Raw genomic sequence first — 22012 nt, forward strand, 5'->3', positions numbered from 1 at the left:
CGCTACGAGCCGAGCGCGGCCGGCGACTCCGCCTCCGGGATCAGCAGCCGGGGCGCGCCGGTGCCGTCCGCCGGGACCGACCAGACGTCGGAGTGGCCCGGCGCCCGCGCCACGCCGTAGCCGATCGTGTGGTCGTCGAGCCAGGCCGGCTGGTCGTCGACGCTGCGGGTCTCCGCCAGCGGCGTCACCTTCGACGCCGCGAGGTCCAGCACCGACAGCCGCCAGCCGCGGGCCGGGTCGCCGTCCACGGCGGCCTTGAACGCCACCCGCGTGCCGTCCGGGGACAGCGACGGGCATTCGACGTTTTCCCGGATCGTGCGGACCGTGTGCGCGGCGAAGTCGCCCGCGACGAGGTACCGGTGGCCCGCCGACGACATCGTCGCGTAGAAGTGGCGGTCGTCGGCGGTGAACGTGACGCCCCAGAAGTTGAGGTCGGCCGCCTGGTACGGCTTGCCGTCGAGGGTCACCGCGTAGTCCTCGAGCGTGCCGGCCAGGTCGCCGGTCGTGGTGTCCAGGATGCCGGCGCGGGTGGAGAACATGCCGCCGTTGTAGGAATCCCCGGTGACGAAGACGGTCCACGCGAGCATCCGCCCGTCCGCCGACACCCGCGCCCGGTTCGGCAGCCCGACCAGCGGGATCTCCCGCTTGGACGTCAGCCGCGCGTCGAGCTCCACCAGCTGGTAGGTGGTCAGGTCGCCGTCCGGACGCAGGCAGAGCCCGGTGCCGCCGGCGGCGTACACCCGGCTGCAGGACAGCGCCGAGACCGTCCGCGGGCCGCCCGGGTCGGTGACGGACACGGTGGCGACGTGCCCGCGGTCGGCGTCGGCCGTGCTGCGGAACAGCAGCCGCGGGCCGGGGGAGAGGCTGACCGCGCCGGTCGTCGCGCCGTCGTGGCCGCGCGCGCTCGCGAACCCGACGTACGCGACCGCGGCCCCGGCCAGCACGAGCACGCCGGCGATCGCGATCAGGATCCGGGTCTTCATGCGGTGACCTTCCGGGGCGAGAGGACGGCGAACGTCACGCCGATCGCGACGACCGCCGCGCCCGCGGCGACACCGATCGCGAGCTCGGGGCCCCAGAACTGCCACGCCAGTCCGAAGAGGACGGACGAGGTGAAGTACGCGAGGGCCTGCACGGTCTGCACCAGCGAGATTCCTGTGGTGCGCAACGACTCCGGCAGCAGCGGGCCGGCCAGCGCCATCAGCACGCCGTCGGTCGCGGCGTAGAACGCGCCGTACAACGCCAGCGCCAGCGCGAACAGCGGCCACCCGGACACCGGTCCGGCCAGCAGCAGGTAGACGACCGCGAGCGCGGCGTACCCGCCGAGCACCACGGGCAGCCGCCCGATCCGGTCGGCCAGCGCGCCCAGCGGCGCGGCGAGCAGCAGGTAGCTGAGGTTGGTGCCGACCGCCAGCAGCGGGAACCAGCCGGTGGCGATGTCTTCCTTGTGCTGCAGCAGCAGGTAGACGAACCCGTCGCCGACCGTGGCCAGCCCGAGCACGCACGCCGCCACCAGCAGCCGCCGCACGCCGCTGCCGCGCAGCAGGGCCGCCGCCGCGCGCGGGGTGACGGGGTTCGCGGCCGCTTTCGGCGTGCGGTGGTCGCGGACGAACAGCACCAGCAGCAGCACGCCGATCGCGGCGATGCAGAAGCTGACGACGAACACGGCGTCGAAGGCGTCGGGCTCGGCGGCGCCGACGGCGGCGAGCACCGCGAGGGCGACCAGCGGGCCGGCGAACGCGCCGACGCTGTCCATCGCGCGGTGCACGCCGAACGCCCGGCCGAGCAGCGGTTCGGGCGCGGACAACGTGATCAGCGCGTCGCGCGGAGCGGTCCGCAGGCCCTTGCCGGTGCGGTCGAGCGTGATGACCGCGCCGATCGCGGCCGCCGACGCCCCGGCCGCGAGCAGGCCGAGCTTCGCCACCGCGGACAGCGCGTACCCCGCGCCGGCCACGACCTTGCGCCGCCGGACCCGGTCGGCGACGTATCCGCCGACGATCCGCAGCAGCGCCGTCGCACCGGTGTAGAGGCCGTCGACCAGCCCGTACGCGGCGGGGCTCAGGTGAAGGCCGAGCACCAGGTAGACCGGCAGGATCGCGGTGACCATCTCCGAGGAGACGTCGGTGACCAGGCTGACCGCGCCGAGCGCGAAGACGTTCGCGCCGACCGCCGAGAGCTTGCCCTTCGCGGCGTGCTCTCGGCGGCCGATGGTGGAGAGGTACACGCGGGCTACTGCCAGACGTCGAGGATCGGCGACTTGCTCGCGGCGCCGCCGATGCCGGGCAGGCCGTAGGACGCCTCGATCGTGCGCAGCACGGTGTAGTGGTTGATCGATTCGCTGTAGCTGCCGACCTTGACGTGCGCGCCGGTGAAGCTGGTGAAGATCTGGTTGACCGACGTGCCGCTGTCCTCGTCGAAGGTGGTGATCAGCAGGCTGTTGTGCGTCTTGGCCCACTGCGCGTAGGCGTCGAGGTGGTTCTTCAGCCAGGTGTCTCCGGTGCTGATGCTGCAATCGTGCATGTCGGAACACATATCGGGGGTGACGAACGAAACCGTCGGCAGCTGGGTGAAATCGGTCGGGAAGGTCGAGAACCGGACATTGCTGGCGGCCGGGACGTTCGAGAAGTCGACCCAGCTGTTGTGCTTGCGGCGGTAGGTGCCGCTGGAGCAGCCGGTGTAGCCGTCGGACGGCATCGCTTCGGAGTAGCCCTTGAACGTCTTGCCCGCGCCGATCAGCTGCTGGCCGAGGTTGGCCTTCGCGCCGAGGTTCGCGGGGCAGCTGTCGTCGGTGATGCCCTGCGTCGCGCCCGAGAAAAGGGCGACGTAGTTGGGCTGGCTCGGGTGGGTGATCGCGAAGGAGTTCGTGAACTTCGCGCTCTGCGAGGCGAGGGTGTTGAAGTAGGGCGCGCTGGAACTGCCGTTGATCGAGGAGTACTTCTTGTTCTCGAACATCACCAGGACGATGTGGTCGAACGCCGGGACGGCCGCCGCGGCGGGCTGCACGGCGGGCTCCTCCGTCCGGGTGACGACCGCGGCCGTGGCGGCGCCTGCCGTGACGAGCGCGGCGGCGGCGAACACGGCGACGATCCGCTTGCGGATCATGGGTCCTCCAGCGTGTGGTGGGTGCGGGCGCCTCATGATGCTCACGCCGGAGGGCTGCTGCGTGCCGTGTCGTGGTCCGGTTGGTGAACACCTGGAAACCTTCGGCGGACAACGGAAAGAGTGGGTTAATGGCTTTCCGGTGTCAACCTCCTTTGGTAGGTGTCCACAATGGCCGGTCAGGGAGTTGACAGGTCGCTCCCAGCTCGTTCAAAGGAACCGCGCCGAAACTCGGTCGCATGGACCACACGACGGCGAACAGGACCGCTCACCGGGAACGGGGCCGCCGCAAGGCCGCCCTGGCCACCGCGGCGGCCGCCCTGCTGGGCGCGGCCGCCGCCGGCGCGATCGGCTTCGGCCTGTCGTCGGCGAACGCGGACACCGTGCAGAACACGACGACCACCGGTGACCAGGACCAGCTCCAGGCCCCGGACAGCGGCCTGGGCTCGGGCTCCGGCTCCGCGCACACGGGTTCGGGTGCCTCGTGACCCCCGTGTCGACGGCGTTCCCCGCCCTGGGCACGACGGCGGAGGTACTGGTCACGGACCCGGCCCGGCTCAGTGCGGCGGCGGAGCTGCTGCACGAGGAGCTGGCGGCGATCGATCTGGCGTGCAGCCGGTTCCGGGCGGATTCGGAGATCTCGCGGCTGCACGAGCAGGCGGGCAAGCAGGTCCGGGTGGGCGCGTTGCTGGCGGAGGCGCTGGGCGTGGCGCTGCGGGCGGCCCGGGTGAGTGACGGGCTGGTCGACCCGACGGTGGGTTCGGCGGTGCGGGAGCTGGGTTACGACCGCGACTTCGCCGAGGTGGCTGCCTCAGCACCGGACGACGGCGATTCCGCCGCGACCGGACAAGCGCCCGGCCCCGGTTCCCACGCGGCGGCTCGCCCCGACCTCACGGCTGCCGTTAAGGCCACCTTACGGGCGTCAGACGCCCGTAAGGTGGCCTTAACGGCATTTCAAGTCAGCCGGGGCGGACCTTACGTTGTGGCGCCGCCTGGTGAACCCACCACGGTCCCGCCGGTTCCCGCGCCCGGCTGGCACCGCGTCCTCTTCGATCCCGTGCAGCGCCTCGTCGTCCTGCCCCGCGGCATTCGCCTCGACCTCGGCGCCACTGCGAAAGCCCTCGCCGCCGACCGGGCCGCACGGCGGATCCACTCCGTCGTCGGCTGCGGTGCGCTCGTCAACCTCGGCGGGGACCTGCGTGCCGCCGGTCGCGGGCCGGACGGGGGTTGGCAGGTCGCGCTCGGCGACGACCACGCCGGGGCCGTCGACCGCCCCGACGCCACCGTCGCGCTGCACCGCGACTTCGCCTTGGCCACCTCCGGAACCACCCGGCGGCGCTGGCGGCGCGGCGGCCGCACGGTGCACCACATCGTCGACCCGCGCACCGGGGACGTGCCGGAAGCCCGCTGGCGCACCGTGACCGTCGCGGCCAAGTCCACTGTGGACGCCAACACCGCGGCCACCGCGGCGATCGTCCTCGGGTCCAGCGCGCCGGACTGGCTCGCGCGGCGGCGGCTCCCCGCGCGGCTCGTCGGGGTCGGCGGCGACGTCGTCACCACCGCGGGGTGGCCGTCGTGAGCGCCGCCGTCTGGTACTTCAGCCGCGCGACCGGGCTCGTGTCCCTCGTGCTGTTCACCGGCGTCGTCGTGCTCGGCGCGCTCGGCGCCGGCCGGTTCGCGACGCCGTCGTGGCCGCGGTTCGCCGTCGCCGCGGTGCACCGGAACCTCGCGCTGACCAGCCTCGCCTTCCTCGCCGCGCACATCGCGACGGCGCTCCTCGACGGCTACGTCCCGCTGAGCTGGCTCGACGTCGTGCTCCCGTTCGGCGCGGGCTACCAGCCGTTCTGGGTGGGGCTCGGCGCCGTCGCGATCGACCTGCTGCTCGCGATCGTCGTGACCAGCCTGGTGCGGACGCGCTTGCCCGCGCGGGTGTGGCGCGCCGTGCACTGGCTGGCCTACCTGTGCTGGCCGGTCGCGCTGGTGCACGGCATCGGCATGGCCGAGGACGACGCCGCGCGCGGCTGGATCATCGCGCTCGACGTGGTGTGCGCCGTGGCCGTGCTCGGCGCCGTCGCGTACCGCGCCGGCGTGCGGCACGCCGACACCGAAACCCGCAAGCTCTCGCCGCTGGGAGGCACCCGATGAGCATCCTGCCCCCGCACCGGCTCGACCTGGCCGGTCACCGGCGCCACAACGGCGTTCTGCCGTGGGTCGCCTACCACGGTGACGACGGCCGCGACCGGCTGGTGGACGCCGTCGAGGCGGCCGGACTGCGTGGCCGGGGCGGCGGTGGCTTCCCGACGGCGGTGAAGCTGCGCGCGGTCCGGGCGCGCCGCTCGATCGTCGTCGCGAACGGCTGCGAAGGCGACCCGCTCAGCCGGAAGGACGCCGCGCTGCTGACCTTGGCGCCGCACCTCGTGCTGGACGGCCTGCAGCTCGCCGCGCACGCCGTCGGCGCCACCGAAACCGTGCTGTGCGTGCACGCGGGAAGCCCGGTGCTGCCGAGCGTCACCGCGGCGCTGGCCGAGCGCGACGACCGCGTGCCGGTGCGGATCGCGGAGGTCCCGCGCCGGTACGTCGCCAGCGAGGAGAGCGCGCTCGTGCACTACCTGACGTCCGGCGACGCGCGGCCGCTCGGCAAGGAGCCGCGGCCCGCCGAGCGCGGGGTGCGCGGTCGGCCGACGCTGGTGGACAACGTCGAGACCCTGGCGCAGCTCGCTTCGGTGGTGCTACTCGGCCCGCACCACTACCGCGCAGCGCGCACGGACCTGGTCACGGTGACCGGCGCGGTGCGCAACCCGGGCGTCGTCGAGCTCCCGGCGGGACCGTCCCTGGCCGCGGTGCTGGCAGCGGCCGGCGGCGAAACCGAGCCGGTGCAGGCGGTGCTCGTCGGCGGCTACGGCGGGAACTGGACGGCCGACCTGCGGCTCGGGCTGTCCGGCATCCCGGCGGTATACGCATTGCCCGCGAGGGCGTGCGGGCTCGAGTACACGGCGAAGGTGCTGGCGTTCCTCGCGGCGGAGTCGGCCCGGCAGTGCGGCCCGTGCATGTTCGGCCTGCCGTCGATCGCGGCGGACTTCGCGGAGCTGGTGCGGGGCGGCCCGGCGGCGAGACTGGCCCACCGCCTGCCGTTGCTGAGCGGCCGCGGCGCGTGCGCCCACCCGGACGGCGCGGCCCGGCTGGCGGCGAGCGCGTTGCGCGTGTTCGGCGCGGACGTGACCACGCACCAGGCCGCGGGCCGGTGCCGGGTGCTGGAGGGAGTGGCGTGAAGCTCTCGGTGGACCCGATCGGCTGCCGCGCGCACGGGCTGTGCGCGGACCTGCTGCCGGAGGTCGTCCGGCTGGACGAATGGGGGTACCCGGTGCTGGCGAAGGGACCGCTGCCCCCGGAACTGGCGGCAGAGGCCCGGCGCGCGGCGAACGCCTGCCCGGCATTGGCGTTGCGGCTGCGGAAGGCGTAATCCGCTCGTCGGATCACCGCCCGGTGGCTAACCTCCGCTCCATGGACCACTACGACCTGCTGCGCGGCGCCCGGCTCGTCGGTGTGCTCACCGGCGCCGGGATCTCGACGGCGTCGGGCATCCCCGACTACCGCGGGCCCGACGGCGTCTGGACCCGGTCGCCGAGTGCCGTCAACGCCTTCACGCTGACGAACTTCATGGCCGATGCGGTGGTGCGCAAGGAGTTCTGGCGCAGCTACACCGGCCACGCCGCCTGGCGGGCCGAGCCGAACGCGGCGCACCGCGCGCTGGCCGACCTCGACCGCGCGGGCACCGCCGTGCGCGTGCTCACCCAGAACGTCGACGGCCTGCACCAGCGGGCCGGGCTCGCCGCGCGCAAGGTCCTCGAGCTCCACGGCAGCATGCACACCACGCGGTGCACCCGCTGCCCGGAACGGCTCCCGACCCCCGAAGTGCTGGCGCGCGGCGAGGAAGACCCGCGGTGTTCCCGCTGCGACGGGATCCTGCAGCCCGACATCGTCCTCTTCGGACAGACGCTGGACGCCGACGTGCTCGGCCACGCGCGCAACGTCGCGGCGGCGAGCGAGGTCTTCCTCGCCGTGGGCAGCTCGCTCCAGGTGGAGCCCGCCGCGTCGCTGTGCGCGGTGGCCGCGCAGGCCGGGGCGACGGTGGTGATCGTCAACCGCGACCCGACCCCGTACGACGAGACCGCCACGCTCGTGCTGCGCGGCGACATCGACGTCGTGGTGCCGGAACTCTGCGCCGCCCTCGCGGCCTGAGTGCTGGTCAGGCGGACGTCAGCGGCGCGGTGGCGAGTAGGTGGCTCGCCGCGACGCTGGTCCCGTCGGCGCGGACTTCGCCCGCGAACCGCGGCGCCCGGGTGGTCACCTCGGGGTGCGACGCGCCCGGGGCCGTCGGCGTTTCTCAGGCGGACGTCAGCGGCGCGGTGGCGAGTAGGTGGCTCGCCGCGACGCTCGCTCCGTCGGCGCGGACTTCGCCCGCGAACCGCCGGGCCCGCTCGGCCACCTCCGGCCGCAGCGCGACCTCCAGCGCCGAAGTCAGCGCCGCAGCCGTCGGTACACCCGGTTCCGTCGCCGACCCGATGCCCAGGGACGCAACCCGCCCGGCGAAGTAGTGCTGGTCGTACATCTGCGGCACCACCACCTGGGGCGCGCCCGCGCGCGCCGCCGCGGTCGTCGTGCCCGCGCCGCCGTGGTGGACGACCGCTGCCACGCGGCGGAACAGGGCCTGCTGGTTGACCTCGCCGACGCCGAAGCAGTCCGGGTGCTCGGCGGTCGTCGCGAGGTCGGCCCAGCCGCGGGCGATGACCGCGCGGCGGCCGTGCGCGCGGGCCGACGCCAGCATCGCGTCGGCGAGCCCGTCCGGCGCGCGCATGCTGCCGAACCCGAAGTACACCGGTGGCTCGCCCGCGTCCAGGAACTCCGCCAGCCCGGGCGGCAGCGGCCGCTCGTCCGGCCAGAGCCACGCGCCCGTCTGGACGAGGTGGGCGTCGCCCGGCTGGGGCCACGGGGCCAGTGCCGCGTCGGCCGCCAGCCAGGGCCGGCCGGAGAACACGTGCGACGGCAGGTCCGCGACGGGTGGCTGGCCGGCCGCCGCGCGGAGCTCGTTGACGCGCCTGCCGAAGAATGTGTTCCAGCGGTCCGCGTCTTCGGCCCAAAGGTCGCGGTTTTCCGCCTTTCCGGGCGACCGCCACGGCATCGGCGGCGGCGCGTGCAGATCCGACGGCAGGGTGATCGGGCAGAAACCCGCGTACACGTAGGCGGCGCCGCGCCGCTCGGCGATCGAGCGGGCGGCGAACTGCAGGGCACCGGCGGCGACCAGGACGTCGCAGCCCTCCGCCGCCGCGCCGATCGTCTCGAACTGGGTAGTCACGGTGTCCTCGGCCGCCTTGCGGATCTGGTCCGGCGTCGGCGGAACCCGGTGCGCCGCAGCGGTTCCGCGCAGGCTCGGGCCGATCGGCACGACGTCGAAACCGAGTTCGTCGAGCCGGTCGCGGAAGTCGGGCGGCACGCACAGCCGGACGTCCTGCCCGAGCGCTCTCAGCTCCGAGGCCAGCGCCACCACCGGCTGCACCTCGCCCCGCGAGCCGATCGTGGACAGCAGCACACGCATGGAGAATTCCCCTCATCGGAAAATGGTGAGCCCGAATTGTGAACCCCTGCCCGGGCCTTGCCGCAAGCCCCGGGGTGCGCTATACAGTGAAATGGGGAGAGGGACCGCGTGTCCTCTTCGACTCCCGATCGTGCTGCTTCCGGTGTGCTCTCCCGGTCCGCTCAGCCTGCCTGACCCGGGGTCCTGACGTAACCTTTGATGACCGAACCCGGACCCGGTGAGGAAAAACCCGGTCGGCAGGAGGTCAGGATGACACTTCGCAGCGTTCTCCTCGGAGACGAGGTCATCTTGTCCGTCGACGGGGTCTTCGACGGCGGTTTGGCCCCCACCTACCACCAGGCGGTCGAAGACGCCTTCGCCGCGCAGGTCCGCCGGGTGGTCGTCGACCTCGTGCAGGCGACGGCGGTCGACGGCGGCGGCATCGCGGTCCTGGCCGCGACGGCGGCGGGCTGCGCCGCCCGCGAGACCCAGCTGATCATCGCGATGCCGCGCGGCGTCGAAGCCGTCATCACCGATCCCGCCCAGGTCAGGCTGCTCCTGCGCAGCTTCGAGCCCTGGCAGGACGCGGGTTAGCGGACCCGGACGGTGAGCCGGAAGCGGCGCAGCTCGCTCTCCGGCGCCCACGGCCGCGCGTGCCGGGCCACGAGCGTCGTCTCACCCGGTGCGTCCGCGTGCAGGACGAACCGGTGCTCGCCGGTGCCGCCGGCCCGGTCCGCCACCGGGTGGAGGGTCTCTTCGACCACTCGCAGCGGCGGTTCCGGGCCGTCGAGCACCCACTGGTAGCCGGTGCCCGCGTTCTCGGGCAGCCGCAGCTCCAGCCGTTCGCCGGGCGCGACGTCCGCCGCCGCGCCGTCGGCTTCGAGCGTGATCACCCGCACGGGTTCACCAGAGGTAGATCTCGTGGATCCGGCCGTCGGTGGCCTCCGGGTAGGTGACCGAGCCGGCGAGTTTCGCCGACGTGGCGAGCATCAACAGCGCTTCGTGCACGCTGTCGCTGTTCGTCGCGAGGCGCTTCCAGCCGACGCCGTCGACGAAGGCGTACCCGTTGCGGTCGGCGTTGTTCGTCCAGAGGGCGAGCACCTTCTTGTTCGACTGCCAGGCCGCGGCGGTGGTCACCGGGGCGGCGGCCTGCGGGGCACCCGGCGGGCTCAGCACGGGTTCGACGGCCGGCTCGGCGGTGACGGTGGCCGTCGCCGCGTGCAGCTGGTCGGGGGTGAGGGGCTGGGGCGCGTTGTCCGGGCTGGCGGCGGGGGCCACTGCCGCCGGAGCGCTGGACGGGCTGGTCGATGCGGCCATCGCGGGCTCCTAGAAGACGTAGGTTTCGATGATCGTGCCGTTGTTGTTGAACGCGTTGACCGGACGGCCACCCTGCTTCGCGGCGATCAGCTCGATCAGCATCGCCTTGTTGATCACCTCGTCGTCGGCGGCCAGGTGCAGCCAGCCCATGTTCTGCAGGTACGCCCAGGTGTTGCGGTCCTGGTCGTTGCTCCACAGGCCGAGCACCGACGTCGAGCCGGTCCACGAGCGCAGGTTCACCGCGCCGACCTGCTCGACCTGCCAGGTCTCGATGCCGCACTCGCCGTAGGCGATCCGGAAGAAGCCGCCGTCGCCCCAGTTGGCGCTCCAGCTGTTCTTCGCGATCCAGCAGCCCTGGGTGTCGTCGTAGCCGACGAGCGTCACGCAGTGGCCGCCGGCGAGCGAGCCGGTGACGTGCCGGTAGACACCGGTCTTGTAGGAGAAGAAGTCCTGGTACACCAGGAAGCACGCGACGAGCGCGCCGCGCGCGGCCAGCTGTTCCTTCATCGCCGCGGGGTTGCCGGTCAGCGCCGCGTACGACGGCGTGGTCGCGAGCCGGTTCGGCCAGTCGGCGTTCAGCTTGGCCCCGGTGCGGTTGCGCGGGCTGTACGGGAAGTAGTCCTCGTAGGTGATGCCGACGTCGTGGCAGAACTTCAGCGCGCGCTCGGGCATCCAGCCGGTGTCGCACGTCGCGCCGTCGTTCGCGCCGTGGGTGTAGAACAGGTGCGCTTCGGAGAGGTCGAGCTGCAGGCCGGGCTGCCCGCGGGTGAACGCGGCGACCGTCTCGATCGTGGCGGCGGTGCCGAAGGCGACGCAGGAACCGCAATCGCCCTGGTCCTTCACCGGCGTGACGTAGTTGCCGCCGCCGGCGTTGCGGCTGTCGAACTGCGCGGCGGCGCCGGCCCCGGAAACGGCGGTGGCGCGGGCGGCTTCACCCTGGGCGAGGGACTTCGCCGTCGATTCGAGTTCCCGCCGTTCGGCTTCCGGCGGGAGGGGAACTCCCAGCCGGTGGCGGCGCTGGTCTTCTTCCAGGATGGTCATGGAGTTCTCGCCCGTGACCCAGGGATGGCCCTGGGCGGCGAGTTCGGTGCGGACCCGGTCGAGGTCGACCGGTGACGCGGGGCTTCCGGGATCGGCCATGATGACTCCCCAATCTTCGACGCCTCACGCGGCGGTGGCCGTGCCCGATCGGTTGTACTCCGGCCGCGGTGGCGGCCACCAGAGCGGTCATCCTTTTGCCGAGGAGCAGTTTTGTGGCGACCGGAAAAAGGGGAGTGGTCAAGAAATCTCGACCCGGTCGCCGTTTTCCGAAACCCGTTCCCGGGCGATCAGTTCTTCGGCGAAGATGGCGTCGACCGTCCGGCTCGCGGTCCGCAGTTTCGCGACGCCCGCGCCGAGCGGCACGAGCACGGCGAGCGCTGCCGGCGGCCAGACCATCCCGGCGATGATCAGGGCCAAGGCTGCGAAGACCGCCCCGGCGGCGACCCGGTGCCACGCGGGACGGGGCTTGGCGTGCCGTCCGCGCGCGGTGGGGGAAACGGGCCGCGCGAGGGCAGCGTGGACACTCATCCAGACCTCCGGAATTTCGTGGAACCGCCCGGGACGGGGATTCCCGGCGGTGGTGCGCGCTCGTTCGGCACACGGGGTGTGTCGAGGTCGGCGGCCTTCCGGTTACCGGTCGTTATTGCTTCGAGTCCGAATTCGGGAAAGGTGGCCCGCCGTTGTTTCGGACGCTTTTCCGCGCCAGGGCCGTTCGGCCCGGATCCGCGCGCCGGAGGTCCCGCTCAGGCGTTGTCGCGCCCGCCGGGCCCCTTGCCCTTGCCCCGGGTTTCGCCCTTGCCGGTCTTGCCCGGCTTGGTCGTGGGCGGCGCGGCGGGGGTGGCGGTCCCCTGGGTGACGACGGCGGGTTCGAGCGAGGGCGAGGTGACCGGCGGCGGCTGCGGATCGGGCGTCCCCCGATCGGCGAGCGGCGCGGAGGTGGCGGACGACGACGTGGTCGTCGGCGCGGGCGGCTGGGCGGGGGTCGTGGTGGTCCCGGTGTCCTCGCCGGTGAGCAGGGTGACGGCCAGAACGGCGGCGACGACCACGGCGAGCGCCCCGGCCACGGCCATCCGGCGGCGGCGGGCGGGCCGGGGGTCGGCGGGGGGAGCGGCGAGGGGGGCGGTCTTGCGGGGTGCGGAGCCGTCGGTGCCGTGGGCCGCCTCGGCGGCTGAGGCGGAGCCTCGCCGGGTGCTGCTCGCGGGCGCGTGCGCCGAGAGGTACTCGGCGGCCGGAGCCGAGCGGTGGCCGGTGGGGGTGGCGCCGCTGCCGTGGAGTGCCGCGTCGGCCGTGGCCGGGCGGTGGCCGGCTCGGGTGGCGTCGCCCGGATGGCCGCGGTGGGCTGCCTCGGCGGCGATCGTGGCGTGGCCGGTGGGGGTGGCGCCGCGAGGGTGGTCGCTGTCGTGGGCGCCCGCGGTCGGGTACGCCGAGCGGTCACCAGCCGCCGGAAGGTGCTCCACCGCCTCCAGCCGGCGCCGCCACAACGGACGGCGTACCAGCGTGGTCACCGGCGCCGGGGCGTACAGCAGCCGCCGCACCTCCTCCGCCGTCGGGCGGTCGGCCGGGTCGCGGCGGGTCATGCGGCGCAGGGTGTGGGCCAGCGAGCTGGGTACGTCGTCCGGGATGCGTGGGGGACGGTTGAGCCGGGCCATCGCCGCCTCGACCAGCGTGCCCGCGTACTCGCGCTCGCCCGTCAGGCACTCGAGAAGGATCAGCCCCAGTGCGTACACGTCCGCCGGGGGCCCCGCGGGCTCGCCGCTGACCTGTTCCGGGGCCAGGTACGCCGCCGTGCCCGGGACGACGCCCGTGCTCGTGATGTGCGTCGTGTCCAGGATGTGCGCGATGCCGAAGTCGCCGATCAGCGGGCCGGCCGCGGACAGGAACACGTTGGCCGGCTTCAGGTCGCGGTGGACGACGCGGTGGGCGTGGACGTGCGCCAAAGCCTCGGCGAGGCCGTCCGCCAGCGCCGTCACCTCCGCCGCCGGCATCGGGCCGCCGAGGAGGCGCTCCGCCAGGTTTTCGCCCTCGACCAGCTGCATCACCAGGTACGTGCGGCCGTTCTCGCTCCCGCTGTCGAGCAGCGCCACCACGCCGGGGTGGCTGATGCCCGCCTGGATGGTCGTCTCGCGCAGCCGTCGCCGCTGGTCCAGCGGCAGCGCGTCGCGGTCGTAGATCTTGACGGCGACCTCGCGGTCCAGCCGGACGTCGTAGGCCCGGTAGACGCGGGCCGTGCCGCCGCTGCCGATCAGCCTGCCGACCTCGTAGCGGCCGGCCAGCAGGCCCGGCGGCCGTTCGTCGTCCGGCTCCCGGCGCGGGCTGGTGGGGAAATCACCCAGCACGTAGCGAGCGCACGTGACGTCGTCGCCCGCCGTCGGGCGCCCCGTTCTCCCGGCTTCGTCGGCCACGGGCGGCAGGTACCCCGTTCACGTGAACGGCAAACGTCGGAAGATCACGAAATCCCGCGTGGATCGCGGCCCGGGCCGAAACGGGGGACAATCGGGGCGAGAGGCGCAGCCGACCTAGGAAGGCTCTGATGGCCGACTACTACGGGAACCAGCCCCAAGACGTCCGCCCGGGGATCGACGCGCGCCGGCTGTGGGCGGGCGGCGTCGCGTCGGCGGTGGTCGCGGCCCTGCTCGCGGTGGTCGGGCTGCTGATCGCGCGCGGCATCTTCGAGGTCGAAGTGCTCGCCCCAAAAGGCGAGGGCGTCTGGGGCAACGCGAGCACCACGACGTACGCGCTGGTCGCCGCCGCGGTGGCCCTGCTCGCCACCGGGCTGATGCACCTGCTGAGCGTCGCCACGCCGGCGCCGTCCCAGTTCTTCGGCTGGATCATGGTCCTCGTCACGCTGATCGCCGTGGTGCTGCCGCTGACCCTCACGGTCGCCCCGAGCGCGAAGATCGCGACGGCCGTGATCAACCTGGTGCTCGGCCTGGCCATCGCCGCGGTGGTGAACAGCATGGCGGCCAGCGCCCGGACCCTGCACCGGCGCCGCAGGCAGCAGAGCGCGGCCCCGCCGCCGACGCAGCAGCAGTGGACCCAGCAGGAGCCGCCGACCCGGTACTACGACCGCTGATGGACGTCCAGGAGACGAACCGCCGCGTGATCCGGCAGTTCCGCGCGGGCGGTGAAGTGGACGGCATGCACCGCGAGCGGCTGGTCCTGCTGACCACGACCGGCCGCCGCACGGGCGAGCCCCGCACGGTCCCGATGATGGTCCACCACGACGGCGACCGGCTGCTGGTGGTGGCCTCGAACGTCGGCGCGCCGAAGCACCCGGACTGGTACCTGAACCTCGTCGACGACCCGCGGGTGAAGGTCGAGGCCGACGGCCGCGAGTTCGAGGGCGAGGCGCTGCCGCTGCTGGGCGCGGACTACGTGCGGGCGTGGGCGGAGCTGGAGCGGCACTACCCGTTCCTGGCCGAGCACCGGGAGAAGGCCCGGCAGGCGCGCCGGGTCATCCCGATCGTGGAGCTGTCCGAAGAGGACTGAAACCGTCCTCTTCGGACGGTCCTACTTGCTCGCCACCCGCCGGTAGCGAGCCGTGGCCAGCGGGGCGAAGACCGCGATGATCGCCACGCAGCACAGGATCGAGTACAGCGCCGCGTGCTCGGCCGGCCAGCCCGTCGGCGCGGGGCCGAACCGGTTGCCGAACAGGTCCCTGGTCGCGTTGATCACCGCCGTGAACGGGTTCCAGTCCGCGATCGCCTTGAGGAACGCCGGGAGGGTCTGGGTCGGGACGAACGCCGAGGAGATGAAGCTCAGCGGGAACATCCAGATCAGCCCGGCGCTCTGCGCGACCTCGACGCTGCGCGCCGCGAGGCCGATCAGCGCGCCGACCCACGACAGCGCCCAGGCGAACATCAGCATCACCAGGTAGCCGAGCAGCGCGTCCCAGAAGCTGCCGCGGATGCGCCAGCCGACGATCAGGCCGCACAGCGACATCACCACGAGCGCCACGACGCTGACCACGAGGTCCGACGTCGTGCGGCCGAGGATCACCGCGATCCGGGACATCGGCAGCGAGCGGAACCGGTCGATGATGCCCTTCTGCAGGTCGTTGGCGAAGCCGATGACGGTGAACGCCGAGTTGAACGCCACCGTCTGGGCGAAGATCCCCGCGATGAGGAACTCGCGGTACGCCGCGCCGCCCGAGTCGCCGCCGATCGCGTTGCCGAAGACGTAGGCGAACAGCAGCACGAACATGATCGGCTGCAGCGTCGCGGCCATCAGCCAGTCCGGGTTGCGGCGGACGTTCACCAGGTTGCGCCAGGTGATGATGCCACCGTCGGAGATGCCCTTCGCGAGCGCGTTCACTTCGCGGCCTCCTCGGCGCCGTGACCGGTCAGGGACAGGAAGACGTCGTCGAGCGTCGGCCGGTGCAGGGCGACGTCCTGGACGGCGATGCCCTGGGCGTCGAGCCGCCGCAGGGCCTCGATGAGGGCCTTGGGCCCGGTGTCGACGAGGATCTCCGCGCGTCGCGTGTGGTCGTCGCCCGCCGGCTCGCCGTTGCCGACCTCGCGCAGCACCTCCAGCGTGGCGGGCAGGTCGGCGGGGGAGGTGACGACGAGCTCGAGGCGTTCGCCGCCGATCTGCGCCTTGAGCTCGTCGGCCGTGCCGCGGGCGATCACCCGGCCGTGGTCGATCACCACGATCGAGTCGGCGAGCTGGTCGGCTTCTTCGAGGTACTGGGTGGTCAGCAGCACGGTCGTGCCGTCCGCGACCAGCTCCTTGATGACGCCCCAGGTGTCGAGGCGCCCGCCGGGGTCGAGGCCGGTGGTCGGCTCGTCGAGGACGACGACGGTCGGCTCCGCGACCAGCGCGCCGGCCAGGTCGAGCCGCCGCCGCATGCCGCCGGAATAGCCCTTGGCCGGCCGGTCGGCGGCGTCTTCCAGCGCGAACCGCGCGAGCAGCTCCCGGGCCCGGGCGCGGGCCGCCGCCTTGCGCCTGCCGTAGAGCCGCCCGACCATGTACAGGTTTTCGTAGCCGGTCAGGTTCTCGTCGACGGCCGCGTACTGCCCGGACAGCCCGATCCGCCGCCGCACCTGGTCCGGCTCGGCCAGGACGTCGTAGCCGGCGACGCGCGCCGAGCCGGAGTCCGGCCGCAGCAGCGTGGTCAGGATGCGGACCGTGGTGGTCTTCCCGGCGCCGTTCGGGCCGAGCAGGCCGAGCACGCGCCCGGCCGGGATGTCGAGGTCGACGCCGTCGAGCGCGCGGGTCGACCCGTAGGTTTTGACGAGCCCGCGCACCTGGACGGCGCTGTCCGGTTCCGGCATGGCGGTTCCCCTCTCGGTGACCCCGCCAAGCTAGGCCAGCGCGTCCGGTTTGTCCTCCGGGTTTCTCCCTGAGCCGGGGTCAGTTCGCCGAAAGCGTGACGGCGAACTCCGGCGGCGTCCGCAGCGTCTGGAAGACGACGCAGTAGCGCTCGGTCAGTTTCTTCAGCGTGGCGAGCTGCTCGTCGGACGCATCGGTGTCGAGGTCGAACGACAGCCGGATCGCGCGGAAGCCCACCGGAGCGTCCTTCGCGACGGCCAGCGTGCCGCGGAAGTCGAGGTCCCCTTCGGCGCGCACGCGGCCGCCGCGCACCTCGAGGCCCAGCGACGTCGCCACCGCCCGCAGCGTCACCCCGGCGCACGCGACGAGCGCCTCGAGCAGCATGTCACCCGAACAGGCGAGAGTGCCGTCACCGCCGGTTGCCGGGTGCAGGCCCGCCTCGACGATCGCGCGGCCGGTCTCCACCTTGCAGGAGATGCCGAGACCGTCCAGCTCGGCGTCGGCGTGCAGCGTGACGAGCGCGCTCTCCGGCTGCTCGCGGTACTTGTCCTTCAGCGGGGCCTGGGTCGCGCGCAGCTCTTCGGTGTCCATGGGGGGATTCTGCCCCGGAAAACGGAGAAGCGGGGAGACCGGAAGCCCGGTCTCCCCGCTTCAGCGGTTCAGCTTCAGCTCAGGGTCACGGCCACGTCGTCGATGACGAACGAGGTCTGCAGCGAGCTGTCTTCGGTGCCGGTGAACTTCAGCGAGAGGGTGCCGCCGGCGGCCGACGAGACGTCGATCGTCTTGAGCGCGTACCCGGACGCCTTGTTCAGGTTGGAGTAGCTGCCCAGCGTCGTGCTGCCGTTGGCGACGGTCAGCTTGTCGTAGGCGGTGGTGGTGGTCGTCTCCGCGGAGTCGATGTGCAGGTAGAACGTCAGGCTGGCGTGGCAGCCCGCCGGGATGCTCACCGACTGCGCGAGCGTGTCGGTGTGCGTCGTGCCGTACCCGTCGAGCCACGCGTTGTAGGTGCCGCCGTGCGTCGGCTCGTCGGCACCGTTCTGCCCGATCACGCCGGAGCTGGCGGTCCAGCCGGTGCTGCCCGACTCGAAGCCGCCGTTGGCCAGCTTCTGGCCGGAGCAGCCGCTGGTCGTGCCGACGGTCCACGTGAACGACGCCGTGCCGGTCTTGGCCGCCGCGTCCTTCGCCGTCACCGTGACGTTCGAGGTGCCAGCGGTGGTCGCGGTGCCCGAGATCGTGCCGGTGGAGGCGTTGATCGACAGGCCGGCCGGGAGGCCGGTGGCCGACCAGGTGTACGGCGCGGTGCCGCCGCTCGCCGAGAGCGGGAGGTTGACCGAAGCGCCGGTCACGGTGGACTGGTTGCCCGGGTTGGACACGGTGACGGTGCCGGTCGCCGAGCAGGTCGGGTCGGCCGACTGGGCCGGCACGCTGATCGCGTCCCACGCCGCCTTGACGGTGTTGAACTCGGTGCAGCTGCCCGGGAACAGGTTCTTCGCCGCGGTCAGCGTCCAGGTGCGGTACTTCAGGTACGAGCTGCTGGAGGTCTTGAGCAGCATCGCGTTGTAGAAGATCTTCACCGCGTTCTGGACCCCGATGCCGGTGATCGAGGTGTTGTTGCACGTGGTGCTGGTCGGCTGCCCGTTGGTCGGGTTGGTGCCTTCGGCCAGCAGGTAGAACCAGTGGTTGCCGGGGCCGGCGGCCGCGTGCACCTCACCGTTGGGGACGGAGCTGTCGTAGCAGTTCTTGTCGCCCAGCGCCGACGGGTTGTACATGTTGCGGATCGGGCCGGAGCCGACGAGGTTGACCGTCTCGCCGACGAGGAAGTCCGGCACGTCGCCGCCCGAGGGCTCGTTCGCGAACCACTCGGTCGAGGCACCGAAGACGTCCGCGACGAACTCCTGGGTGCCCGCGCCCGAGATACCGCCCGGGGTGTGGTCGTCGATGCCGTGGCCGTGCTCGTGCGCCACGACGTCGATCGAGCTGATCCACTGGCCGTTGGTGTTCTTGCCGATCTGGACCTGGGTGCCGTCGTAGTAGGCGTTCTGGTCGTTCAGGCCGACGCGGACCGGCCAGCCGCCGCCGTTGCCGTCGAAGCTGTTGCGGCCCAGCCACTGCGAGAGCATCTTGTTCTCGGTCTGCAGCGCGAAGAGGGCGTCGACGCAGCCGGTCTCGCGGCTGGTCGCGTTGCCGTTGCCCCACGCGTCGTCGGGACCGCTGAACGTCGTGTTGGTGGCCGCGTCCTGGCAGGACTCGGTGGGGTGGTTCGGGTCCTTCAGCGAGTACGTGCTGCCGGACTGCGTGGTGTCGAGGTGCACCGGGTTCGGCCGGTTGTACGCGCTGGTGCCGTCCCCGTTCATGACGTGCTCTTGGGTCTTGAGCACCTTGCCGGTGGCGGCGTCGACGATGACGTCGAGGCGGCTCGGGCCCTCGGCGTCGCGGCCGACGACGGTGCTCTTCCACGCGAGCGTGGGCGTGCCGAGCGCGAAGACGACCTGCTGCGCCGGGCTCACGCTGTCCACCGCGGACAGCTGCTGCCGCGCGGTCGCCTCGGCCGCGGCCTTCGACACCTTGGCGGTGGTGGAGGCGAGGTTGATGGTCTGGTCCTGCGCGACGGAGGTGCCCAGCACCTGGCCCGTCGAGTCGGTCGCCACCACGAAGTCGCCGCCGACGACCGGCAGGCCCTTGTAGCTGCGCTCGTACGGGACGTACTTGAGCCCGTTGGTCGAGGAAATCGCTTTCTGGGCGAGGAAAACGTCGTCCGCGCTGGCGTGCAGCGCGGCCGGCTTGCTCGCGACCAGGCTCGCCGCCGCGTTGACGGCCAGGGTCTGGGCGTCGGCGGTGGCGTTCGGGGTGGCGGGCTGGGCCTGGGCGGCCGTGGTGGTGCACATCGCGGCTATCAGCGCGCCGCTCGCGGCCAAGACGATGGGACGTCTCAGGTGCATCGAAGGATCTCCTCCGGGCAGGGCGAACCGGCCCGGTGCAGGCCGGGCCGAGAACGGGGGACGGGAAAACGGTGCTGCTTGGCGGAAATCAGGATCCGGTGCCGAAGCCTCGTGAACAAGCGACTAACGTACGGTCTTATCTACGAGAGGCAATACTTCCCAAAATGGACATTTGGCGCCATTGGGATATGTGGTGCTGTCTGTCCACTCAGGACCGAAGGGGGATCACCGCCGTTCGGGTGATCTTTCCGCGTCCCCCGGACGACGAAAAGGCCCCTCCGCCGGATCGGCGAAGGGGCCTTCGGTGTCTCGGACCGTCAGGCGGTCTTCTCGCGCTTCGGGAGCTTCCAGCCCGGGCGCACGAAGTGGCAGGTGTACCCGTTCGGAATGCGCTGCAGGTAGTCCTGGTGCTCCGGCTCGGCCTCCCAGAAGTCGCCGGCCGGGCTGACCTCGGTGACGACCTTGCCGGGCCACAGCCCCGACGCGTCGACGTCGGCGATGGTGTCCTCGGCGACCCGCCGCTGCTCGTCGTTCTCGAAGAAGATCGCCGAGCGGTAGCTCAGGCCGATGTCGTTGCCCTGGCGGTTCTTCGTCGTCGGGTCGTGCACCTGGAAGAAGAACTCGAGCAGGTCGCGGAACGTCGTCCGCGCGGGGTCGTAGATCACCTCGATGGCCTCGGCGTGCGTGCCGTGGTTGCGGTAGGTGGCGTTGGGGACGTCGCCGCCGCTGTAACCCACCCGGGTCGAAACGACCCCGGGCTGACGGCGGAACAGCTCCTGCATGCCCCAGAAGCAGCCGCCGGCCAGGACGGCCCTTTCGGTTGACGTGGTCACGGCGTCACTCCTTCTCTCGTGCGGTGCATCCAGCGGGTACAACTTCCGTCGGTCGCCGATGATTCCACGGCGGTATTACGGAAGCCTGACGTCCCTGGATCGATGATACCTCCTGTCGGGTATCGCCGATACTCATCGACTGTCCACAGTAGACGTTAGACCGGACGGCGGCGCCGGATTCGCCCGTCCGCCAAGGAGAATCGGATCTCCCGCTTCAGCGCGCCGAGACCCCACGGCGGTGGGACGATGGGCCGGGGCCGTCCTCCGACACGGCCCCGAGGAGGCGCGCGATGCGCAACGGGACCGTCCCCGAACGGACCAGCGGGGTGCTGGTCGTCGAGGTCCGTGGCCAGCTCGACATCGACACGGTGGCGCAGTGGACGACGGTGATCGAGGCCACCATCTGCGAACTGCCGGGGCCGCACCTGCTGGCGCTCGACCTCGGGCAGCTGGAATTCCTGTCGGTCCGCGGGATCCGCGGCCTGCTGCGGGCGTTCGAACTGTGCTGGGAGCGCGGGATTTCGGGCTGCCTGATCGCCACCCCGGGCGGCGCGGTCGAGCGGGTGATCCGCCTCACGGGGCTGGCTGGGCGGGTCCCGCTCTTCCCGCACCGCGTGGCGGCGATCGCCGCGTACCAGCCGACGGAGATGCGCTGGCTGCCCGGCTGAGGCGGCTGGGCCTGCGGGTGTGGCTGCCGGGCTGGCGGCTGTGAGCGGTGCGGGCTTGGGCGGTGCGGTGTGGCTGCCGGGCTGGCGGCTGTGAGCGGTGCGGGCTTGGGCGGTGCGGGCTTGGGCGGTGCGGGTCTGGCGCCCGGGTCGGCGCTGGCCTGCCCGGCTCGGGTGGTGGCGGTCTGGTGCCGGGGCGGGTCGGCGCGTGAAAGCCGTGCTGCCGGTTGCGCCGGGGCGGGTGCTTTCTGGCGGCGGGTCGGCGCGACGTGCGAGACTGCCCGCGTCGCTGCGCAGGCGCGTCGTCGGCTCGCCCAGTGCCGCGGGGCCCACCTGCCGCGCGCCGCGTCATTCCGGCTCGCGCACCAGCTCGGCCGCCGCCTCCGCGAACCCGCGGACCCGGGCCGTCGCCGTCGCGGCCGGCCAGATGAGGCTCCACTCGAGGCGGGGCGCGTCGGCGAGCGGCACGTAAACCACGTCCGGCCGCGGGTAGTACCGCCGGATGTGGGCCCCGACCGGCAGCACCCCGGAGCCCGCGCCGGCCAGGGTGAGCAGCTCCTGCAGGCCGGCGCGCGGGTGGATCGTGGCGTCCGGGGCGTGCTCGTCGAGCCACGGGTCCGGCAGCGCGCACCGCAGCACCGGCACGCGCGCCAGGTCCGCCGCCCGCACCGAGTCCCGCCGGGCGAACGGGTGGTCCGCCGCGACCGCCAGGAACCGCACCTCCCGCACCAGCACCGGGCCGGCGACCAGGTCCGGCGCCGCCGTCGGGAGCGCGGCGAGGACCACGTCGACCTCGCCCTCGCGCAGCCAGGGCAGCACCTCGGCCGGCCGCACCTCGCGGAACTCGACGTGGCAGCCGGGCTCCCGCTGCCGGAACCGTTCGGCCACGCCGGCCAGGAGCTGCCCGCCGGCGGCGTCGCCGAACGCGACGCGCAGGGTGCCGGTGACGCCGCGGCCGGCCTCGATCGCCCGGTCCAGCGCCGCGCCGACCGCCGCGAACGGCGGTCCGAGGTCGGTGACGAGCTGCCGGCCCACCGGCGTCAGCGCCACGCGGCGGCTGGTCCGGGTGAACAGGGGTACGCCGATCCGCCGTTCGAGCTTGCGGATCGTCTGGCTGACCTGCGCGGTCGAGACGTGCAGCCGCTCCGCCGTGCGGCCGAAGTGCAGCTCCTCGGCCAGCGTCAGGACCGTCTCCAGCTCGCGCCACTCCGGCATGCCCGCCCCCCCATCGTCAATTCTCGCTTAACGATCGTGGCACACAAGCGCGTTGATCGG

25 protein-coding genes are annotated in these 22012 nt (G+C 72.7%); 10 read left to right on the forward strand and 15 right to left on the reverse strand.

The window, feature by feature from the left end; translation table 11 throughout:
- Positions 1–2 precede the first annotated feature (2 nt).
- From EIY87_RS32430 to EIY87_RS32440, 3 genes are read right to left on the reverse strand one after another with little or no spacing between them, the layout of a single operon-like run.
- Positions 3–983, reverse strand: a complete 981-nt coding sequence (locus EIY87_RS32430) for a TolB-like translocation protein (RefSeq protein ID WP_125313726.1) — start codon at positions 981–983, stop codon at positions 3–5.
- Positions 980–2224 (reverse strand): MFS transporter, encoded by a 1245-nt coding sequence (locus tag EIY87_RS32435; RefSeq protein WP_191984356.1) that lies wholly within the window; start codon positions 2222–2224, stop codon positions 980–982. Before EIY87_RS32435 ends, EIY87_RS32430 begins: the two co-directional genes overlap by 4 nt.
- Before the next feature lie 5 nt (positions 2225–2229).
- Entirely contained in the window at positions 2230–3102 is an 873-nt protein-coding gene (locus EIY87_RS32440; RefSeq protein WP_125313727.1) for an alkaline phosphatase family protein, read from the reverse strand.
- A gap of 236 nt (positions 3103–3338) precedes the next feature.
- Here EIY87_RS32440 and EIY87_RS32445 point away from each other — a divergent pair, with 236 nt between their 5' ends.
- Genes EIY87_RS32445 through EIY87_RS32470 form a run of 6 tightly spaced genes read left to right on the forward strand, consistent with a single transcriptional unit; the run spans position 3339 to position 7338 of the window.
- The gene (locus EIY87_RS32445) at positions 3339–3587 is read left to right on the forward strand and encodes a hypothetical protein (protein WP_125313728.1); all 249 of its coding nucleotides are present in this window, start codon (positions 3339–3341) and stop codon (positions 3585–3587) included.
- A gap of 5 nt (positions 3588–3592) precedes the next feature.
- The gene (locus EIY87_RS32450; protein WP_125314285.1) at positions 3593–4678 is read left to right on the forward strand and encodes an FAD:protein FMN transferase; all 1086 of its coding nucleotides are present in this window, start codon (positions 3593–3595) and stop codon (positions 4676–4678) included.
- Positions 4675–5244 (forward strand): ferric reductase-like transmembrane domain-containing protein, encoded by a 570-nt coding sequence (locus EIY87_RS32455; protein WP_125313729.1) that lies wholly within the window; start codon positions 4675–4677, stop codon positions 5242–5244. The genes EIY87_RS32450 and EIY87_RS32455 overlap by 4 nt, the downstream gene beginning before the upstream one ends.
- Positions 5241–6368, forward strand: a complete 1128-nt coding sequence (locus EIY87_RS32460; protein WP_125313730.1) for an NADH-ubiquinone oxidoreductase-F iron-sulfur binding region domain-containing protein — start codon at positions 5241–5243, stop codon at positions 6366–6368. The genes EIY87_RS32455 and EIY87_RS32460 overlap by 4 nt, the downstream gene beginning before the upstream one ends.
- The gene (locus EIY87_RS32465) at positions 6365–6559 is read left to right on the forward strand and encodes a ferredoxin (protein WP_225440166.1); all 195 of its coding nucleotides are present in this window, start codon (positions 6365–6367) and stop codon (positions 6557–6559) included. Before EIY87_RS32460 ends, EIY87_RS32465 begins: the two co-directional genes overlap by 4 nt.
- A gap of 41 nt (positions 6560–6600) precedes the next feature.
- Entirely contained in the window at positions 6601–7338 is a 738-nt protein-coding gene (locus EIY87_RS32470) for an SIR2 family NAD-dependent protein deacylase (protein WP_125313732.1), read from the forward strand.
- Positions 7339–7483: 145 nt separating this feature from the next.
- Here EIY87_RS32470 and EIY87_RS32475 read toward each other — a convergent pair whose 3' ends face one another.
- Complete coding sequence (locus tag EIY87_RS32475) at positions 7484–8692, reverse strand: glycosyltransferase (RefSeq protein ID WP_125313733.1); 1209 nt, start codon at positions 8690–8692, stop codon at positions 7484–7486.
- 249 nt (positions 8693–8941) lie between these two features.
- Between EIY87_RS32475 and EIY87_RS32480 the strand changes: the two genes are divergently transcribed.
- A complete protein-coding gene (locus tag EIY87_RS32480; RefSeq protein ID WP_158641396.1) occupies positions 8942–9265 on the forward strand; it encodes an STAS domain-containing protein in 324 nt (107 codons plus the stop codon).
- Here EIY87_RS32480 and EIY87_RS32485 read toward each other — a convergent pair.
- The 5 genes from EIY87_RS32485 to EIY87_RS32505 all read right to left on the reverse strand — a co-directional run bounded on the left by EIY87_RS32485 (position 9262) and on the right by EIY87_RS32505 (position 13431).
- The gene (locus EIY87_RS32485; RefSeq protein ID WP_125313735.1) at positions 9262–9570 is read right to left on the reverse strand and encodes a protease inhibitor I42 family protein; all 309 of its coding nucleotides are present in this window, start codon (positions 9568–9570) and stop codon (positions 9262–9264) included. The genes EIY87_RS32480 and EIY87_RS32485 overlap by 4 nt on opposite strands.
- 4 nt (positions 9571–9574) lie before the next feature.
- Positions 9575–9988, reverse strand: coding sequence for a hypothetical protein (locus EIY87_RS32490; protein ID WP_125313736.1), 414 nt, complete (start codon positions 9986–9988; stop codon positions 9575–9577).
- A gap of 9 nt (positions 9989–9997) precedes the next feature.
- Positions 9998–11128 (reverse strand): C1 family peptidase, encoded by a 1131-nt coding sequence (locus tag EIY87_RS32495; RefSeq protein WP_125313737.1) that lies wholly within the window; start codon positions 11126–11128, stop codon positions 9998–10000.
- Between the two features lie 138 nt (positions 11129–11266).
- Positions 11267–11557, reverse strand: coding sequence for a hypothetical protein (locus EIY87_RS32500; protein ID WP_125313738.1), 291 nt, complete (start codon positions 11555–11557; stop codon positions 11267–11269).
- A gap of 215 nt (positions 11558–11772) precedes the next feature.
- Positions 11773–13431 (reverse strand): serine/threonine-protein kinase, encoded by a 1659-nt coding sequence (locus EIY87_RS32505; protein WP_225440167.1) that lies wholly within the window; start codon positions 13429–13431, stop codon positions 11773–11775.
- A gap of 128 nt (positions 13432–13559) precedes the next feature.
- Here EIY87_RS32505 and EIY87_RS32510 point away from each other — a divergent pair, with 128 nt between their 5' ends.
- Both EIY87_RS32510 and EIY87_RS32515 read left to right on the forward strand, forming a co-directional pair.
- Positions 13560–14102, forward strand: coding sequence for a DUF6069 family protein (locus tag EIY87_RS32510; protein WP_125313739.1), 543 nt, complete (start codon positions 13560–13562; stop codon positions 14100–14102).
- The gene (locus EIY87_RS32515) at positions 14102–14518 is read left to right on the forward strand and encodes a nitroreductase/quinone reductase family protein (protein WP_125313740.1); all 417 of its coding nucleotides are present in this window, start codon (positions 14102–14104) and stop codon (positions 14516–14518) included. The genes EIY87_RS32510 and EIY87_RS32515 overlap by 1 nt, the downstream gene beginning before the upstream one ends.
- A 21-nt stretch (positions 14519–14539) precedes the next feature.
- On the opposite strand, the gene EIY87_RS32520 is transcribed toward EIY87_RS32515, so the two are convergent.
- From EIY87_RS32520 to msrA, 5 genes are all read right to left on the reverse strand, one after another.
- Positions 14540–15343, reverse strand: coding sequence for an ABC transporter permease (locus EIY87_RS32520; protein WP_125313741.1), 804 nt, complete (start codon positions 15341–15343; stop codon positions 14540–14542).
- Positions 15340–16302, reverse strand: coding sequence for an ATP-binding cassette domain-containing protein (locus tag EIY87_RS32525; protein ID WP_125313742.1), 963 nt, complete (start codon positions 16300–16302; stop codon positions 15340–15342). The genes EIY87_RS32520 and EIY87_RS32525 overlap by 4 nt, the downstream gene beginning before the upstream one ends.
- Before the next feature lie 79 nt (positions 16303–16381).
- Positions 16382–16891 carry an OsmC family protein gene (locus EIY87_RS32530; protein ID WP_125313743.1) on the reverse strand — a complete coding sequence of 170 codons (510 nt, stop codon included), beginning with the start codon at positions 16889–16891 and terminating at the stop codon, positions 16382–16384.
- A 74-nt stretch (positions 16892–16965) separates the two neighbouring features.
- Positions 16966–19239, reverse strand: a complete 2274-nt coding sequence (locus tag EIY87_RS32535) for a M4 family metallopeptidase (RefSeq protein ID WP_191984357.1) — start codon at positions 19237–19239, stop codon at positions 16966–16968.
- 317 nt (positions 19240–19556) lie between these two features.
- Entirely contained in the window at positions 19557–20072 is a 516-nt protein-coding gene (msrA, locus tag EIY87_RS32540) for a peptide-methionine (S)-S-oxide reductase MsrA (protein ID WP_125313744.1), read from the reverse strand.
- A gap of 290 nt (positions 20073–20362) precedes the next feature.
- Here msrA and EIY87_RS32545 point away from each other — a divergent pair, with 290 nt between their 5' ends.
- Complete coding sequence (locus EIY87_RS32545) at positions 20363–20740, forward strand: STAS domain-containing protein (RefSeq protein ID WP_125313745.1); 378 nt, start codon at positions 20363–20365, stop codon at positions 20738–20740.
- Positions 20741–21085: 345 nt separating this feature from the next.
- On the opposite strand, the gene EIY87_RS32550 is transcribed toward EIY87_RS32545, so the two are convergent.
- Entirely contained in the window at positions 21086–21952 is an 867-nt protein-coding gene (locus EIY87_RS32550; RefSeq protein WP_125313746.1) for a LysR family transcriptional regulator, read from the reverse strand.
- Between the last annotated feature and the right edge of the window lie 60 nt (positions 21953–22012).

The sequence above is a fragment of the Amycolatopsis eburnea genome (genome assembly GCF_003937945.1).
Taxonomy (GTDB): Bacteria; Actinomycetota; Actinomycetes; order Mycobacteriales; family Pseudonocardiaceae; genus Amycolatopsis; species Amycolatopsis eburnea.